Annotated in this window: 2 protein-coding genes (both running past the window's edge); both read right to left on the reverse strand. The window is 76.9% G+C overall.

The window, feature by feature from the left end:
- On the reverse strand, positions 1 to 1,622 hold the beginning of the coding sequence (locus ACIBEC_RS17800) for an SDR family NAD(P)-dependent oxidoreductase (protein ID WP_360493061.1). 5,317 nt of this gene lie to the left of the window's left edge; only the first 1,622 of its 6,939 coding nucleotides appear in the window; the start codon lies at positions 1,620 to 1,622; the stop codon falls past the left edge of the window.
- On the reverse strand, positions 1,622 to 18,893 hold the 3' portion of the coding sequence (locus tag ACIBEC_RS17805) for an SDR family NAD(P)-dependent oxidoreductase (protein ID WP_360493064.1). The gene runs 2,054 nt beyond the window's last position; 17,272 of the gene's 19,326 nt are visible here — the last part of the coding sequence; its start codon lies beyond the right edge, outside the window; the stop codon is at positions 1,622 to 1,624. The genes ACIBEC_RS17800 and ACIBEC_RS17805 overlap by 1 nt, the downstream gene beginning before the upstream one ends.

Here is an 18,893-nt window from a genome sequence, read left to right on the forward strand (position 1 = left end):
GGCACCGGCCGGACGTCCCGGACCTCGCGCCGCCCGTCGGTGTACCGCACGTCCGGGTCCGGGACGCCGGCGGCGAGTTCCGCCAGCGCGTCGGCCGTGTACGGGGAGCGCACCACGCCGGCCCGGACGTCCGGCTGCTCCCGGCGCAGGGTCCGGAACAGGGCCGCGACGGCCGCGACGGGTACGTCGGCGGCGAGGTGGAGGGCGAGGCGGCCCTGCCCGCGGCGCGCGCGCAGCAGGGCCGCGGCGAACCCGGTCAGGGCGACCGCCTCGGCCGCGAGGTCCTGCGGATCGGCGGGGATCCAGAGCACGTCCGCGGCGTCGGAGCCCGCGAGCAGGGCCGGCCAGTCGTGTGGGGTGCTCGCGTCGACGGTCAGCACGGCGGCCGGCGGCGCGGCCGCGGGCAGTGGCGCCGCCCGCCAGTGCGGTGCGAACCAGACCACCTCGGCCGGCGGCTCCTCGGCGGGCGGCTCTTCGGCGGGAGCGGCCTGCGCCCCCTGCGCCGCCGGGGCGGCCGGGGCCGGTACGGGGCCCGCCACCGGCTCGAACTCCCGCAGGTGCTCGGCCAGGGCCGCGAAGGTGTTGTGCTCGAACAGCAGCGTCGGCGAGAAGTCCCGGCCGAACGCGCCCTCCAGGTCCGCGGCGATGCCCAGCAGGGCCGAGGAGTCCAGGCCCAGCTCGTAGAAGCCCGCCTCCTCGTCGAACTCCGCCCGGTCGAGGCGGTCGGTGAGCAGCCGGCGCACGACCTCCTCGCCCGACTCCCGGGCCGGCGCGGCGGCCTCCAGCCGGGTGATCGCGGCCTCGTCCCGGACCCGCTTGGACGTCAGGCCCCGCAGCCAGAGCCGCAGCTGCCCGTGCTCGTCGTGGAAGCGCAGGTCACAGGTGGTCAGGTCGCCGTCCGCACCGGCCGGGCGCGGCGGCGCCGCGACCACCAGGGAGCGCGTCCCGAGCGGGCCGCGGGCGCGGAACGACTCGATCAGCATCGGGATGTACGGCCGCGCGCCGCCGGCCACGTCCGCGGTGGCGAACACCGTCGGCAGCAGCGTCGAGGAGTCCAGTCCGGCCGGGTGCAGGTGGAAGTACTCGGCGTAGTCCGCGGCCTGCGGGCTCAGCGAGAGGTCCGCCAGCATCTCCCCGGCCCCGACGTACAGGGTGCCGCGGGCCCGCATGAAGTCCCCGTGCTCGATGCCGGTGCGCCGCACGGTCGCGTACAGCTCCGACATGTCGACGGTGCGGGTGGCCCGCGCGCGCAGCGCGGCCAGGTCCGTCGACTCCGCGGGGAACGGCAGGTCGAGCAGGAGCCGGCAGTCGAACAGCGGCTCCACCTCGCCCGACGGCCGCCGGGTGCCGGTGGCCGACACCCGGTAGCCGTCACCCTCGGCGGTGAACCGGATCGTCACCTCGGTGTCGAAGTCCGGTCCGGCCGCCGCCGGGTTGCGGAACAGCAGCCGGCGCAGCTCCACCCGCTCGGTGTCGACCCCGTGGGCCAGCAGGATGCGGTAGATCATGTCGAGGAACGACACGCCGGGCAGGATGCGCGTGCCGTGCACCCGGTGGTCGCGCAGCACCGGGTCGGCCCCTCGCACCACCACGGTGCAGGTCAGGCCATCCAACGCGATCATTACTTTCCTCCCGGCACGGACTGGAACTGGAGCTCGAAGAACGGCGCCGGCACTGCGGGCCCGGACGCCGGGGCGGTCGCGGGGGCGGACGCGGGGACGGACGCGGGGGCCGCCGGCTGCGCCGCCCGGTCGAACCAGAACCACCGCCGCCGGTAGCGGGGCGGATCCAGCGGCGTCCGCGACGGTACGTGCCCGGCCGGCGCCTGGCGCACCACCAGGTGCGCGTTGGTGCCGCCGAACCCGAACGAGCTGACGGCGGCCCGGCGGACGCCCTCGTGGCCCTCGAACGGCCGCAGCTCCCGGACCGGGAACAGCGGCGACTCGTCGAACCGGAAGCGCCGGTTGAGCGTCGCGCAGTGCAGCGTGGGCGGCAGCTGCGCGTGGTGGACGGAGAGCACGACCTTGATCAGTCCGGCGATGCCGGCCGCGCTCAGGGTGTGGCCGATGTTGGTCTTCACGCTGCCGACGCCGCAGAAGCCGATCTCGTCGGTGGCGCCGCGGAAGGCCTCGGTGAGCGCCTTCAGCTCCATCGGGTCACCGATCATCGTGCCGGTGCCGTGCGCCTCCACGTAGCCGATCTGCGTCGGACGGACGCCCGCGTCCGCCAGCGCCCGCTCGATCACCTCCCGCTGCGCGCGGGGGTTCGGCGTGGTGATGCCCATGGTGCGGCCGTCGTTGTTGACGGCCCCGCCCTCGATCACCGCGTAGACCCGGTCGCCGTCCCGCTCGGCGTCGGCCAGCCGCTTGAGCAGCAGCATGCCCGCGCCCTCGCCGAGGACGATGCCGTCGGCCCGCTCGTCGAAGGTGTGGCAGCGGCCGGTCGGCGACAGCGCGCCGGCCTCGCTCATGCCGATGAACGGCACCTCGTCGAGGAGGATCTCCGCACCGCCGGCGAACGCCAGGTCGGACTCCCCGCTCCGCAGGCTCTGCGCGGCCAGGTGCACCGCGACCAGCGCCGAGGAGCAGGCCGAGTCGACCACCACGGACGGGCCGCGCAGGTCGAGGAAGTGGGACAGCTGGGCGGCGATGAAGTTCTGCGCCACCCCGCTGATCGCCTGCGGTCCGCCCGAGCCGTGGTGCGCACCGAAGTTGGCCGCCCGGGCGCCCGCGAAGACGCCCACCCGCCGGCCGCCGACGTCGGCGGCGGTCAGCCCGGCGTCCGCCAGGCACTCCGCGCCGGTCTCCAGGACCTGGCGGACCAGCGGATCGAGGTGCGCGGCGCCCGCCGGGTCCAGCCGGAAGTACTCCGGGTCGAACTGCTCGATGCCCTCCAGGAAGCCGCCCCACTTGCTGATGGTGGTGCCGGGCTCCTGGACGGGGCGCCAGAACCGCTCCTGGTCCCAGCGGGACGCCGGCACCTCGGTCACCGAGTCAGTCCCGGACGCCAGGTTCCGCCAGAACGAGGCCTGGTCGGGCGCACCGGGGAAGTGGGCGGCGATCCCGATGACGGCGATGCCGTCCCGCGGCGCCGCCGCCGTCCGGGCGGCCCCGGACGACTCGGCGGAGGCTGTCACCTCGGCACGCTCGGGCACCTCGGCGCAAGCAGGCGCCTCGGCACCCGCGGGCACCTCGGCGGACGTCGGCACCGCCAAGGACACCCGCGCCGCCGCGGCGGGGAGGTCCGGGACCTGGTCCCGCAGCGCCTCCGCGAGCAGTGCCACGGTGGGGTTCTCCAGCACCGCCGACGGCTCGGCGACTACCCCGAGCTCCCGCTCCAGGGCGGCCAGGATCTGGGCGATCATGATCGAGTCCACCCCGAGGTCGGCGAAGTCGGCGCCCGGCTCCACCTGCGCGGGATCCATCCGCAGCGTCCCCGCGATCACCTCGGTCAGCCGCCGGACCAGGTCCTCCCCGGCCCGGCCGGACGGCGCCACCGCGGTCGCGGCGGCCCCGGACGGCCCGGCGGGGGCGGCGTTCCCGCCCCGAGCGGCCTCCGGCCGGCCGGGCGCCGGCACCGCGAGCAGCGCGCCGGCGTCGAACCGCCCGCCGTCCACCACGCAGGGCAGCACGACCGGCTCCGCGGCGGCCATCGCCCGGTCCAGCAGGTCCAGTCCGACCTCCGGCTCGACGGCCCGCAGGCCGAGGCCGCGGTACGCCGCGGTGTCGACCTCGGGCATGCCCGCCGACCGCCAGCTCGGCCACTGGACGGAGCGCACGAGCGGCCCGCCTGTCGCGGCCCGGTACTCGGCGAGGCGGTCCAGCGCGGAGTTGGCCAGCGCGTAGTCGCTCATGCCGACCGCCAGCGCGGGCACCTGCCCGGCGACGGACGAGTACAGCACGACGAACCGCAGCGGGTCCTGCGCACACGCGTCCAGCAGGCCCTGGAGCCCCGTCGTCTTGGGTTCGAGCACCCGGCTGACGTCGGCCATCCGCTTGCCGATGAAGGCCGGGTCGGTCATCACCCCGAGGCCGGCGCAGTGCACGATCCCGGCGATCGGGCCCAGCTCGCGCCGGGCGCGGTCGATCACCTCGCCGATCCGCTCCGGCGGGGCGCTCTCGACCACCACCCGGACGCCCGGGCGGTCGAGCGCCGCGAGGTCCCGCAGGCGGGCCGCCAGGGCGGGATCGGTGGCCGGGTCGGCCAGCAGGGCCGGCCAGGCGGCCCGCTCGGGCAGCTCGGTGCGGCCGAGCAGGACGAGCCGGTCGGCGCCCCGGTCGAGCAGCCGGGCCGCCACCAGCCGGCCGAGGGCGCCCGTCCCGCCGGTGATCACCACCGTCCGCCCGGCCAGGTCCGCGGACCAGTCGGTGCCCGGCGCGGCCTCGGCGGCCTCCCGCAGCACCGGCGTGTGCCGCACGCCGCCGCGCACGCAGACCTCGGTCACCGGGTCGGTCGCGCCGAGTTCGGCCGCGACCGCCGCCCGCAGCGCGGCCGGCTCCAGGGAGTCGACGTCGAGCGTGCGGGCGAGGATCCCGCGGTACTCGGCGGTGAGCATCCGGACCAGGCCCGCGAGCCCGGCACCCCGCAGGGTGGGCCGCTCGGCGCGGAACGTGGTCAGGCCGTGCGTCAGGTGGAGGTAGGCGAAACCTCCGGCCCGGTGGGCCGCGACCAGCTCGCGCAGGAGCGCGATCCGGGCCGGGTCGGCCGCCACCACGTCGGTGGGCACGGTCGACACGTCGACCAGGTCGACGACCGCCCCGACCCGGCCGAGCGCGGCCGCGAGCTTCGCGCCGGCGGCCTCGTCGTCGCCGTCCAGCCGGAGCAGCTCGGCCGCCGGGCCGAACGCGGCCCGGGCCAGCGGCTCGGTCTCGGCGCTCACCAACGCCACGATCCCGCCCGGCAGTTCGGCCCCGGGCAGCGGCGCGGCCACCCAGTCCTTCACCAGCAGCAGCGAGGACGGCGCGTCCGGCTGCCGCACCGGCTCGGGCGCGGTGCCGCCCGCCAGCCAGTGCCGTACGCGGGCGAACGGGTAGGTCGGCAGGGACACCAGCGGCGGCCGGTCGGCGCGCAGCGCGCTCCAGTCGATGTCGGCGCCGTCCTGCCAGAGCCGGGCGATCCGGTCGAGCCGGCCCTCGCGGACCAGCCGCGCCAGGTAGCTCGCGCCCTCCGGCTCGGCGAGCCAGGCGTGGTCCCCGGCGGTGCCGCCGCCGGCGGGGCCGCCGTCGAGGAAGGCGGCCAGCAGCTCGCGCAGCTGCGCCGTCGACCCGGCGACCACGGCCAGCCGCACCGCCATCGGCACCCGCCCGACCTGGGAGGTGAAGGCGAGCGAGGACAGCGACGGCGCCGAGCCCTCGGGCAGGCCGTCCAGGTGCGCCACGGTCGCGGCCGCGTACCGGCGCAGCGCGTCCTCGGTCCGGGCGGAGAGCACGAACACCTCTTGTTCCGCCGCGGGCCCGGTCGCGGTGGCGGGCGGCGCGGTCGGCGGCTCCTCCAGCACGACATGCGCGTTGACGCCGCCGAAGCCGAAGGAGCTCACCCCGGCGCGCAGCGGCAGCGGCGCGCCGACGGCGTCCACGGGTTCCCACGGGGTCGCGGCGCCGACCGGCTCGAACGGCGTGCCGTCGAGGTCGATCAGCGGGTTGAGCGTGCGCAGGTGGAGGGTCGGCGGCAGGGTCCGGTGCCGCATCGCCAGGACCACCTTGATCACTCCGGCGATGCCGGCGGCGGGCTCCAGGTGGCCGATGTTGCTCTTCACCGTCCCGATGCCGCAGGCGGTGGCCGGGCCGGTGGCGAGCGCGCGGTGGGCCCGGGTCAGGCCGTCGATCTCCACCGGGTCGCCGAGCGGGGTGCCGGTGCCGTGCAGTTCGACGTAGGACACCGTCTCGATCGGCACGCCGGCGTCGCGGTAGGCGTCCACCAGCAGGTCGGCCTGGGCCAGCGGGTTCGGCGCGGTCAGCGAGGACGCGTGTCCGCCGTGGTTGACGGCGCTTCCCCGGATGACTGCGTGCACCCGGTCGCCGTCGGCGAGCGCGCGGGCGAGCGGCTTCAGCACCAGCACGCCCACGCCCTCCCCCTTGACGTAGCCGTCGGCCGCCGCGTCCAGCGCCTTGCACCGGCCGTCCGGCGAGAGCACGCCGAGCTGGTTGCCCGCGACCACGGTCTGCGGCGAGAGCACCAGGCTCACCCCGCCGGCGATGGCCAGGTCGCTCTCCCCGGACCGCAGGGCGCGGACGGCGCGGTGCAGCGCCACCAGCGAGCTGGAGCAGGCGGTGTCGATGCTCTCGCTCGGGCCGCGCAGGTCCAGCAGGTACGAGATGCGGTTGGCCAGCATCGTCCGCGCCAGCCCGGTGCCGGCGTGGGCGTTGACCTGCCCGCCGCCCATCACCATCGCCTCGTAGTCGTTGAACTGCACGCCCGCGAAGACGCACACCCGGCGCCCGGCGAGCCGGTCCGCCCGGCAGCCGGCGTCCTCCAGCGCCGCCCAGGTGTGTTCCAGGAACAGCCGGTGCTGGGGGTCGATCACCTCGGCCTCGGCCGGCGAGATCTTGAAGAACCGCGCGTCGAAGCGGTCGACGTCGTCGAGGAAGCCGCCCCACCGGGCGGTGCCGCCGAAGCGCCGGGACACCTCCCGCCAGTCCCAGCGGTCGGCGGGGGTCTCGGTCACGAGGTCCCGTCCGTCCGCGAGGTGGTGCCAGAACCCGTCCAGGTCGGCCGAGCCCGGGAACCGCCCGGCCATGCCGACGACGGCGATCGCGTCGTCCTCGGCCGGTGCCGCCTCCCGCACCGCGGAGGCGACGGCCTCCGGGCGCGGTGCCGCGGCGGCCGGGACGGCTGCGGGTGCGGCGGGCGCCACGGGCGCGGCGGGCCGGCCCAGTCCCGGGTACTCCTCGGCGAGGTGCCGGGCGAGCTTGCCGATGGTGTTCGCACCGAACAGCGTCGTGGTCGGAACCGACACGCCGTAGCGCTCCTCGATCGCGGCGGACAGCGACTGGAGACCGAAGGAGTCCAGCCCGTACTCGCCGAAACCGGCCTGCGGGTCGAGCGCCGCCGGCGCCAGGCCCAGGTTCTCCGCGATCATCTCCCGGAGCCGGTCCGCCAGTTCACCCGCGGCGTCGACCCCCACCGACCGGACCACCGGTACGGCGGCCGGCACCACGGCCGGCTCGACGACCGGCACCACGGTCGGCACCACGGTCGGCTCGGCCGGGCGCAGGACCTCGCGGGTCCGCATCGACGCGACCTGCTCGCGCATCCGCTCCGGCTCCCCCGGCAGCACGGCCACCTGGGGCCGGCCCAGGCGCAGCACCACGTCGAGCAGCCGCTCGCCCTCCTCGGCCTCCAGGTAGCGGAAGCCGGTGGCGGCGAGGTAGCGGCTCTCGTCCTCCGGGTCCACGTGCATGCCGCCGTCGCGCCACATCGGCCAGTCGATCGAGACGGTGCGCCCGCTGCGGCCGCCCGCCGTGCGCAGCGCCTCGCGCTCCTCGGCGAAGCCGTCCAGGAAGCGGGCGCCCACCGCGTAGTCGACCAGGCCGTAGTCACCGAGCTGGCCCGCGAGCGAGGAGTACAGCACGAAGAGGTCCAGCGGCTCGCCCGCGGTCACCTCGTCGAGCACCCTGGTGCCCTCGAAGCGCGCCCGCAGGTGCGTGCGGAACTCCGCGACGTCCTTGCCGGGCAGCGGCGTGCGGGAGGCGGTGGCGGCCAGGTGGAAGACGCCGTTCAGCGCGCCCCACTGCTCCCTGACGGCGGCGACGACCGCCGCCATGGCGGCCCGGTCCTCGACCGCGGCCCGGAAGTACCGCACCTCGCCGAGCGTGCGCAGCTCGGCGAGCTCCGCGGCCCGGTCCGCCTCCGGCGACCGGCCGGTGAGGGCCACCTTGGCCCCGCGGGCCAGCAGGGTGCGGGCGAGCAGCAGGCCGAGCCCGCCGGTGCCGCCGGTGACCAGGTGGACGCCGCCCGGGCGCAGCGGGGACGGCTGCGCGGGCCGCGGGGCGATCTCGGTCAGCAGCCGGACCGCCCGGCCGGTCTCCGCGAGGCGGACGGCGGCTCCGGAGAGCCGCTCGGCCGCGACCTCGGCGAGCAGCGCGGCCTGGCCGACCCGGCCGGCCACCCGCACCACGCAGACGGCCATGCCGGGCAGGGCGGCCCGCAGCGAGGCCTCGAAGCCGCCCCACGCCTCCGCCATGGCGCCCTCGGGCACCAGGACCTGGAGCCGCGCCGGGGCCCGGGAGGCCATCAGCGCGCGGGCGAGCAGGAACACCGACTCGGTGCCGAGGTCCGCGCGGTCCGGGGTGAGCAGCGGCCACTGGTGCACGATGCGGTCGGCCGGGACGGCCAGCAGCCGGGCGTAGTCCTCGGGCTCGGCGGGGCGGATCGTGACGGTGTCGCCGTCCTCGGCGTACCTGGTGCCGGCCCGGACGTGCACGGCGCCGGGGACCGGCAGGTCACCGAAGACCAGCACCCGGTCGGTGCGCGGCACGGCCGGCGGCACGGGCTCGGCCGCCCACTCCGCCGCGAACAGGCTGACCGGCGCGGCCGGTTCGGCCACCGGCGCCGGGGCGCCGTCGGTGAACCAGTGCCGCTCGGCGGCGAAGGGGTAGCCGGGCAGGGAGCGCAGCGCCGGTGTCCCGGTCCGCCGGGCGGCCCAGTCGACGGTCGCGCCGCGCACCCAGGCGGCGGCCGCCGCCTCGTCGTCACCGTGGCCGTCGAAGGGCTCGGGGTCGGTGCCCCGCTCGACGCGGCCGAGGTGCAGGCCCGCGGTGTCCCCGGCGAGGAACCGCCGCAGGGTGGCGAGCGCGTGGTCGGCCGAACCGGTGACGAATGCCAGGCGTTCGGCGTGCAGGGCGCGGCCGCTCTGCAGGGTGTGCGCGGTCGCGGCGAGGTCCGGCGTCCAGCTCTCCGGCCTGTCCAGGAACGCCCGCGCGTGGGCGCGCAGCCGCTCCCCGTCGCGCGCGGAGAAGGTGAGGACGACCGGGGCGGTGGCCGCGGCCGGCTCGTCGTCGGCGCGGTACTCCTCCAGGACGACGTGGGCGTTGACCCCGCCGTAGCCGAACGAGCTCACGCCCGCGCGGCGCGGCACGTCGGGGGCCGACGGCAGCCAGTCGCGGCCGGCCGCGGCGACCTCGAACGGGGTCCCGGCGAGCGCCAGGTGGGGGTTGGGCCGCGGCCCGTGCGGGTCGCCGGTGATCCGGCCGTGCCGCATCGACAGCAGCACCCGCAGGACGGCGGCGATGCCGGCGGCCGGTTCGAGGTGCCCGATGGTGTTCTTGAGCGCGCCGAGGGCGCAGTGCGGCGCCGAGGGCGCCGGGTGGCCCCAGTCGCGGTAGAGCTCCGCGAAGGCCTGGCGCAGTCCGTTGGTCTCGGCGGGGTCGCCGATGACCGTCCCGGTGCCGTGCGTCTCGATGTAGCCGACGGTCGCCGGATCGACGCCGGCGGCGCGGTGCGCCTTGACGATGACCTCGGCCTGGGCGCGCGGGTTGGGCGCCGTCAGCGAGTTGGACCGCCCGCCGTGGTTGACGGCGGTGCCGCGCAGCACCGCGAGGACGGGGTTGCCGTCGGCGCGGGCCCGGCTGAGCCGCTTGAGCACGACGGCTCCGACGCCCTCGCCGCGCACGTAGCCGGCGGCGTCGTCGTCGAAGGCCCGGCCGACGCCGTCCGGGCTGAGCATCCCGGCCCGTTCGAGGGAGGCGAAGGTCACCGGCGACAGCATCAGGCTGACGCCGCCCGCGATGACGGTGTCGCAGTGCCCGAGGTACAGGGCCTCGGCCGCGCGGTGCAGGGCGACCAGCGAGCTGGAGCAGGCGGTGTCCACGGGCTCGCTGGGGCCGCGCAGGTCGAGGTGGTAGGAGACCCGGTTGGCCAGCATGGACGGGGTCAGGCCGGTCGACGCGTAGGCGTCGGTGGCGGTGCCGGAGCGCTGGACCAGCTCGGCGTACTCGGAGGAACCGACGCCGACGAACAGGCCGGTGTCGGTGCCGGCGAGGGAGGTCGGGTCGATGCCGGCGTCCTCCAGGGCCGTCCACACGGTGCGCAGCAGCAGGCGCTGGCGGGGGTCCATCCAACGGGCCTCGCGCGGGGAGATGCCGAAGAACAGCGGGTCGAACCGGTCGATGTCCGGCATGAAGCCGGCCCGGGTGATCCGGGTCCGGTCGGGGTGCAGCGCCGGGTCGCCGTGGTGGGCGCGGGCGTCCCAGCGGTCCTCGGGCACCTTCTCGAAGAGGTCGCCGCCGCGCTGCAGGTTGGCCCAGAACGCGTCCAGGTCGGCGGACCCGGGCAGGGTCCCGGCCATGCCCACGATCACCACCGGGTCGTCCTCGGCCGGGGTGACCGCGACCGGCGCCTCGACCGCGACGGCCGGGGCGGCCAAGGCGGCCGGGGCCTCCGCCGGGGCGGGCCGGTCCGCGTCGGGGAGAGCGTCCGGGTACTCGCGCGCCAGCCAGGCGGCGAGTTCCTTCGGGGTGGGGGTGGCCAGCAGCTGGTCCGGGCCGACCGGCACCGCGAAGGCCTCGGAGACCTCGCCGGCCAGCCGGACCAGGCTCAGCGAGTCCAGGCCGTGGTCGTGGAAGGAGCCGGCCGGGTCGAGGTCGGCCACCGGGTAGCCGCTGACGTCGCCCAGCAGGCGCAGCACCGCGGCCAGCACCCGGGTGCCGTCCGCCGCGGCCGTCCGGGCGGCCGGAGCGGCGGAGGCGGTCGGGGCGACCGCGTCGATCCAGCAGTGGGTCCGCGCGAACGGGTACCCCGGCAGCGACAGCGGCCGGACCGCGCCCTGGTGGGCGCCCGCCCAGTCGAACGCCTCGCCGGCGGCCCAGCGGCGCGCGGTGTCCTCGGCGTCGGCGGACGGCACGGTGGCGGGGCCGGGCTCCGCGGTCGCGACGCCGGTGTACCCGCCCGGGCGCCCGGCGAGGAAGCCCGCCAGCGCGTCCGCGAACGCCTCCGCCGAGGAGGCGACGACGGCGAGGCGGTGCGCCTGGGCCTCCCGCCCGACCTGGAGGGTGTACGCCAGCCGGCCGAGGTCGACCCCGGCTCCGGCGCCGGCCGACCGGGTGGCCAGCTCGCGCAGCGTCGTCCCGCCGTGCACGGCCCCCGGGCGCACCGCGTCGGTGCGACCGATCAGCCGCACGATGGTGGCCGGGTCGAGGCCGAGCTCGTCGAGCGGCTCGTCCACCGCCGTGACGGGCACGCCCGCCGCGGCCGCGAGGTCCGCCACGTCGACGGCCGGGCGCGCGGCGCGCAGCCAGGCCAGCGTCCGCTCGGCGACCCGGCGCAGGCCCTCCTCGTCCCGGGCCGAGAGCGGGAGGACGGCCGGGCCCGCCGGGGCGGCGACCGGTGCGTCCTGCCGGTACTCCTCCACCACGAGGTGGGCGTTGGAGCCGCCCGCGCCGAAGGCGCTGACGCCCGCGCGCAGCGGCCCGGGGCCGGTCCACGGCGCGAGGTCGCGCTGGACCCGGAACGGCACCCGGTTCCAGTCGACGGCCGGGTTGAGCCGGTCCGCGTGCAGGGAGGGCGCCAGTTCACGGGCCCTCAGCTGCAGCAGGACCTTGGTGAGCGCGGCGATGCCCGCCGCCGACTCCAGGTGCCCGAGGTTGGACTTCACCGAACCGAGGGCGATCGAGCCGGCCGGCAGGTCGCCGAAGGCGCGGACCAGCCCGGCCACTTCGGCCGGGTCGCCGAGCGCCGTCCCGGTACCGTGCGCCTCCACGTACGAGACGCTGCCCGGTTCGACGCCGGCCTCGCGCAGCGTCTCGGCGACGACCTCGGCCTGGGCGGCGGGGCTGGGCACGGCGAACCCGCCGGTCTTGCCGCCGTGGTTGAGGGCGCTGGCCAGGATGACGCCGAGGATCCGGTCGCCGTCGCGCTCCGCCGCGGCCAGCGGCTTGAGCAGGACGGCGCCGACGCCCTCTCCGGGCACCATGCCGTCGCCGTCGGCCGCGAAGCTGCGGCACCGTCCGCTGTCGCCGGTGAAGCCGCCTACCGCGAGCTGGCGGTACTTGCGCGGGTGCGGGGCGAGGTTGACGCCGCCGGCGAGCGCGTAGTCCGCCCGGCCGGCCACCAGGGCCTCGCAGGCGAGGTGGATGGCGGTCAGCGAGGAGGAACACATGGTGTCGACGGCCAGGCTGGGGCCGTGCAGGTCGAGGACGTAGGAGACCCGGTTGGCGATGGAGGAGTACCCCATGCCGCCCGCGAGGCCGCGCTCGTCCTCGAACAGCTGGTAGTGGCCGTACATGACGCCCACGTAGACGCCCACCCGGCTGCCGCGCAGCCGGGTGCGCGGGTAGCCGGCGTCCTCCAGGGCGTGCCAGGAGGTCTGCAGGAACAGCCGCTCCTGCGGGTCGGTCAGCTCGGCCTCGCGCAGTGACATCTGGAAGAAGCGCGGGTCGAACTCGTCGATGCCGTCGAGGAATCCGCCCCAGCGGCTGACCGGTCGGCCGTCGGCCGAGGTCAGCGTGCGGTGGTCCCAGCGCTCCGACGGCACCTCGCGCACGCAGTCGCGGCCGGCCCGCAGGTTCTCCCAGTACGCCTCGGTGTCGTCGGCGAGCGGGTAGCGGCCCGCGACGCCGATGATCGCGATGCGGTGGTCCGCCTCCGGGCGCGGCGCGGCCTGCGGCCGGGACGCCGCCACCACGGCGGGGGCGGCGGCGGGGGCGGGCTGCTCGGGGAGCAGCGCGCGGACGGCGGCGGGGTGGCGCTCCACCAGGTAGTCGGCGACCTCGCGGATCGTCGGGTACTCGAACAGCAGGGTCGCGGGCAGTTCGCCGGTCCGCTCGGCCAGCAGGTCCGCGATCCGGGGCACGGTCAGCGAGTCGACGCCGAAGTTCTCGTAGGTCTCGTCGAGCCAGAGCCGCTCGCGCGGAACCTGGAGGATCTCGACGAAGGCGTCCTTGACGTACTCCCGGGCCGCCTCGGTCAGCGCGTCGGCGTCCCCGTCGGCCGGGGTGCCCGGGCCGGCGGTCGCGGTCGCGGGGGCCGGGGCGGCGGTGACCGCCGGCGCGGTGGCCCGCGGCGCACCCTCCGCCGCCGTCTCGGCGACGACCACGTGCTGGCTCAGCCCCTCGTCGGCGGGCAGGGCCCGGCTGCGGGCGAAGCCGGCCAGCGCGAGGGCCCGGCGCCAGCCGGGGGCGGAGAGCAACGGCGAGCCGGGCAGCCGCAGTTCGGCGTCCTGGTGGAGCCACCAGCCGTCCAACAGCCCGAAGGTGAGGGTCGCGGTCATGACGTTGCTGCTGGCCTCGTTGAGCACCAGGCGGCCGCCCGGCCTGAGCAGCAGGTTGACGGCGCGCAGGGTGGCGAGCAGGTCGGTCGTGGCGTGCAGCACGTTGGCGGCGACGACCAGGTCGACGCTGCCGGGCTGGAAGCCCTGCGCGACCGGGTCGCGCGAGATGTCGAGCTGCTCGAAGCGGACGTACGGGTGCTCGGCGGCGAACCGCTGCCGGCCGTGCTGTAGGAAGGCCCGGGAGATGTCGGTGTAGACGTAGCTCACGTCGACGCCGGAGGCGGACAGCGCGGGCAGGACGCCGGCGGTGGTGCCGCCGGTGCCCGCCCCGATCTCGACGACCGTCAGCCGGCCGCGGTGCCCGTCCAGCTGGTCGCGGACGGCCCCGACCACGAGCTCGTTGGCCCGGTCGACGACCGGGCTGCCCCGGTAGGCGCCCTCGACGAGCGCGGTCGAGCCGCCCGGGAACATCACGTCGGTCGCGCGGACGGTGCCGCGCATGACGCCGAAGAGGTTGTGCATGCAGGGCCTGAGCAGCCGGTCGAAGCGGTTCAGCGCCGTCTTCTGCTCGCACAGCTCGACCAGGTCGCCCTCCGGGTCGGCGCCCACCGGGCGCCCGGTGGGGGCGAGCCGCCCGCCACTGTCGCGCAGGAAGCCGGCCTCGGTGAGCTGGCGCAGGAGCTCGGCGAAGAGCCGGCCGTGCGCGGGTACGACGCCCAGCCGCTCGGTGAGCGCCGCGGGGGTCCACCGCTCGGCCTCGGTCAGGAAGACGCCCTCCTGGCGGAACAGGGTCCACAGCCAGCCGAGCATGATCTCGTCCAGGCGGGCGTCGTCGTCCTCGGTGAGCAGCCGCTCGACCGGCCGGAGCGCCGCGAGGGACGGCACCAGCGACACGTCGTCGGCTGGGGTGCCGGGCGCGGCGGTCTCCTGCTCGACGCCGACCGCGGCCAGCGCGGAGGCGTCGGCCTTGACGACGACGACCTGTCGGTCCGGGCGTCCCAGCACGCTGTGCACGGCCGCCATCCCTTCCTCCGGGGTGATCGAGTGGATGCCGGTGGCCGCCAGGCGGGCCCGGTGGCGCTCGTCCGCGACGATGCCGACCGTCCCCCAGTAGCCCCAGTTGATGACTGCGACGCTGGCCCGAAGCACCCCGTCGAGGTGGTGGGCGAAGGCGTCCTCGAAGGTCGAGCCGGCCGCGTAGTTCCCCTGCCCGGCGCTGCCGGAGAGCGCCACCGCCGAGGAGAAGAAGAGGACGAAGTCCAGGTCGGACGCGTCGGCGAGCGCCGCGTGCAGGGCGACCGAGGTGCGGGTCTTGGCGGCGAGGACGTCCTGGAAGGTGTCCTCCGTCATGGTGGCGACGGTCTGGTCGCGCAGCACGATGGTCGCGTGGAAGACGCCGTGCAGGGCGCCGTGCCGGGCGCGGGTGCGGGCGACCGCCTCGCGCAGGGCCCGCGGGTCCGTCGCGTCGGCCCGCTCGTAGGAGACCAGCTCGCCGCCGGGGTCGATGGCGCGCAGCCGGGCGCGGCGCCCGGCGTCCAGCTCGCTGCGGCCGAGCAGCACGACCTTCGCCCGGTGGCGCCGGACGAGCCAGTCGGCCAGTTCGAGTCCGATGCCCCCGGCGCCGCCGAGGACCAGGTAGACGCCGTCGCGGCGGATCCGCTCCTGCGGGGGCGTGGGCGCGGCGGCGACGAGCCGGCGGCGGTGGAACACGCCGCCGCGCAGCGCGTACGGGCCGCCGGCCGGCACCCGGAGCAGGTCGGCGGTCGGCGCGTCGGCGGACGACCGGTCGACGACGGCCACTCGCCAGCGCGGGTGCTCCTGGGCCAGTGACAGGGCGAGCCCGTGCAGGCTCGCCGCGTACGGGTCGCGGACCGGCTCGTCGCCCGTGGTGAGCGCGTCCTCGGTGACGACGGTGATCCGGATCGGGGAGCCGAGCCGCTGCAGCACCTTGGCGAGCCGGAAGAGCGTCAGGACACCCCGGTCCTGGGCGGTTTCGAGCGCCTCGACGTCGTCGGTGCGCCCGCCCGCGGGGGCGACCAGGACGACGTGGTCGGGCCGGCCGCCGGCGTCCCGGACCTGCCTCGGGTCCAGCTCGGTGACCGTACCGGCCAGGCCCGCCCGCAGGGCCGCGGCGAGCGCGGCGTGCTCCGGGCCGCGGACCAGCCAGGTGGTGCCCCCGGCGGGGGCCTGGCCCGGCTCGGCCACCGGTGCCCAGCTCGGGACGAACATCAGCTCGTCGGGCGACACCGGTGCGGCCTGCGGCGCGGGCGCCTGCGGGGCGGCGGTGGGCGCGGCGCTCCCGGCGGGCCGCAGCGACAGGTCCCGCAGCCGGACCCGGACCTCACCGGTGTCGTCGGTCAGGGTCAGGTCGTAGCGGTCGGCGCCGACGGCCCGCACATGGGCGTACCCGAGCTCCGACACCGGGGCGAACACCTCGGCGGCCGTGAGGGCGAACGGCACCATGGCGGAGCCGGCCGTGCGGTCGCGCAGGACGGCGAACGCGTGCAGCGCGCCGTCCACCACCGAGGGGTGCAGGGCGCAGCCGGCGAACCGGGCGGCCTCCGCGGGGACGCGCAGGCGCACCAGGGCCTCGCCCTCGCCCGACGCGATCCACTCGACGGTCCGCAGGGCGGGGCCGTAGAGCAGCCCGGCGGCCGCGAGGTCGGCGTAGAGGTCCGCGCCCTGGTGGAGCCGGGTCAGCCGGGCCTTCAGGGCCTCGACCGGGACGGCCCCGGGCCGCGGTTCGGCCAGCTGGGCGAGCCGCCCTTCGGCGAGCAACTCATCGGCGTCGCCGAGGAGTTCGAACTCCAGGCCGACGCGGCCGCGGCGCAGCCGCAGACGGGCCGTGCGCTCGGCGCCGGCCACCGTGAACGGCCGCAGCCACCGGACGCCGTCGAGCCGGACGGGCTGCGCGAGGCCGGCCGCCTCGGCGGCCGCGCGGGCCATCTCCAGGATGGCCGCGGCGGGCAGCAGCCGGATCTCGCCGACGCGGTGCCCGTCGATGAGCGGGTGCTCGGGGCCGAAGACGGCCCGGTGGGTCAGACCGTCGAGGCTGTCGGCCGGGTCGACCCCGTCCAGCAGCGGGTGGACGGGGCCCGACACCGCCGTGCGGGCGGGCGGCGACCAGATGGTGTCGGTCAGCCAGCAGCGCAGCTCCTCGAACGGGTAGCCGGGCAGCGGCACGCGCCGCCCGCTGCCCCGGGGCCAGGTGATCCTGGCGCCGGCGACCCAGGCAGCGGCGAGCTCGGCGGGGTCGTCGCCGGCGGGCGCCGCGGCCCGGGCCGAAGCCCGGCCGCGCGCGCTGCCGTTCCAGACGCCGGACAGCGCGTCCCCGCGCAGCCCGGCCACCAGCTCCTCGGCGGTGGCGGCGAGCACGACCATCCGGTCCGCCCACTCCTCGCGCCCGGCCTGCAGGGTGAACGCCACGTCCGCGAGGTCGTACCGCCCCCGCTCCACGGCGTCCGCGAGCTGCGCGGCCAGCACGGGCAGGCGCTCCGGCGCCCGGGCCGACAGCGGGAACAGCCAGGGGCCGGCCTGGCCGGCCGACGGCCGCGCGGCCGACGGGTCGGCGACGTACTCCTCGACGACCAGGTGGGCGTTGGCACCGCCCGCGCCGAAGGAGCTGATGCCCGCCCGGCGGGGCCGGCCGTCCTGCCGGGGCCAGGGGGCGAGCTCGCGCTGCACCCGCAGCGGGGTCGAGTCGAAGTCGATGTTCGGGTTCGGCGGGTCCGCGTGGAGCGAGGGCACCAGCTCGCCGTGCTGCATCTGCAGCAGCACCTTGCTGAGCCCGGCCATGCCGGAGGCGGACTCCAGGTGCCCGATGTTGGACTTGACCGAGCCGATCGGCAGGCTGCCCGGCGCCCGGTCGGAGCCGCCCAGGGCCAGGGCGAGGCCGCGGATCTCCACCGGGTCGCCGAGCGCGGTGCCGGTGCCGTGGGCCTCCAGGTAGCCGAGCGAGTCGGGGTCCACCCCGGCCTCGGCCAGCGCCTGGCTGACCAGCCCGCCCTGCATGACCGGGTTGGGCACGGTGAAGCCGTTGGTCCGGCCGCCGTGGTTGACGCTGGAGCCCAGGATGACGCCGTGGATGTGGTCGCCGTCCCGGACGGCGTCAGCGAGCGGGCGCAGCAGCACGGCGCCCACGCCCTCACCGGGCACGTAGCCGTCGCCGTCCGCGCCGAAGCTGCGGCACCGGCCGTCGCTGGAGGTGAAGCCGCCCTGGCCGAGGAAGCGGTACTTGTACGGGTGCACGTGGAGGTTGACGCCGCCCGCGACGGCGAACTCGGTGTCACCGGCGCGCAGGTCCCGCACCGCCAGGTGGATGGCCGTCAGCGAGGACGAGCACATGGTGTCCACGCCGAGGCTCGGGCCGGTCAGGCCCAGGGTGTACGAGACGCGGTTGGCGATCGACGCGTGCGAGGAGGCGCCGATCCGGCCGTCCTCGGCCTCGTGCAGCTGGTACAGCCCGTACATCGCGCCGACGTAGACACCGACGCGGCGGGAGCGCAGGTCCTCGCGGGTGCGGCCGGCGTTCTCCATGGCGTGCCAGGCGGCCTGGAGGAACAGCCGGTCCTGGGGGTCGATGATCTCGGCCTCGCGGGGCGAGATGCCGAAGAACAGCGGGTCGAAGCGGTCGATGCCGCGCAGGAAGCTGCCCCAGCGGCTGTACCGGGCGGCCTGGTCGGCGGGGGTGGCCTGGTCGTAGTCGCGCCAGTCCCAGCGGTCCGCGGGGATCTCGGTGACGAGGTCCCGGCCCGCCCGCAGGTTGGCCCAGAACTCCTCCGGGGTGTCCGACTCGGCGAACCGCGCGGCCACGCCCACGATGGCGATGGGCATCGGGCCGGCGGGGGCAGCCGGCGCGGACGCGGCGGCGACGGGGGCGGGGGTGGGGGTGGGGGTGGGGGCGGCCTCGACCGCCGGCACGGCCTCGGGCACCGGGGCGGCCTCCGGCGCGGGCGCCGCCGCCCGCGGGGCGAACCGGTCGCCGTACTGCCCGGCGAACCAGCCCGCGAGCGCCCGCAGGTTCTGGTACTCGAAGAACAGGGTCTTCGGCAGCGACCCGAAGTGGTCCTCCAGCCGCCGGGTCAGATCCATGATCAGCAGCGAGTCGATACCGAACTGCTCGAACGCGGTGTCCGCGTCGATCTCCTCCGGCGGGAAGTCGAACACCTCGGCCAACACGCCGCGCAGGAACTCCTCGACGGCGCCGGTCACCTCCGGCGACCGCCCGTCCGGCGCGGACGCGGCGGACTCGGCGGACTCGGCGGACGCGGCGGACTCGGCGGGCGCCGCCACCGACGGCAGGGCCGGGGCCGGTGCGTCGAGGACCTCCCGCAGCCGCGCCAGATGGCCGTGCGCGACCATCACGTGGTCCCCGTCGTGGCCCAGCGCGCGGTCGAACGCCTCCAGCGCCGCGGCGGTCGGCATCGCCACCAGCCCGACCTGACGGGCCATCCGGGCCGCGGTGGCCTCGTCGGCGTCGACGCGGATCCCGCCGTCCGCCCAGAGCGACCAGAGCACGGAGAGGCTGCGCCCGGGCCGGTCGCTCGCCCGGCGCCAGGCCGCGAAGGCGTCCAGGAAGCGGTTGGCGTAGGCGTAGTCGGTCTGTCCGGGGCTGCCGGCGGCGCCGGACATCGAGGAGAAGCAGACGAAGAACTCCAGCGGGTCGCCCGCGGTGGCCCGGTCGAGCTCG

Source organism: Kitasatospora sp. NPDC051164 (assembly GCF_044455625.1).
Lineage (GTDB): Bacteria > Actinomycetota > Actinomycetes > Streptomycetales > Streptomycetaceae > Kitasatospora.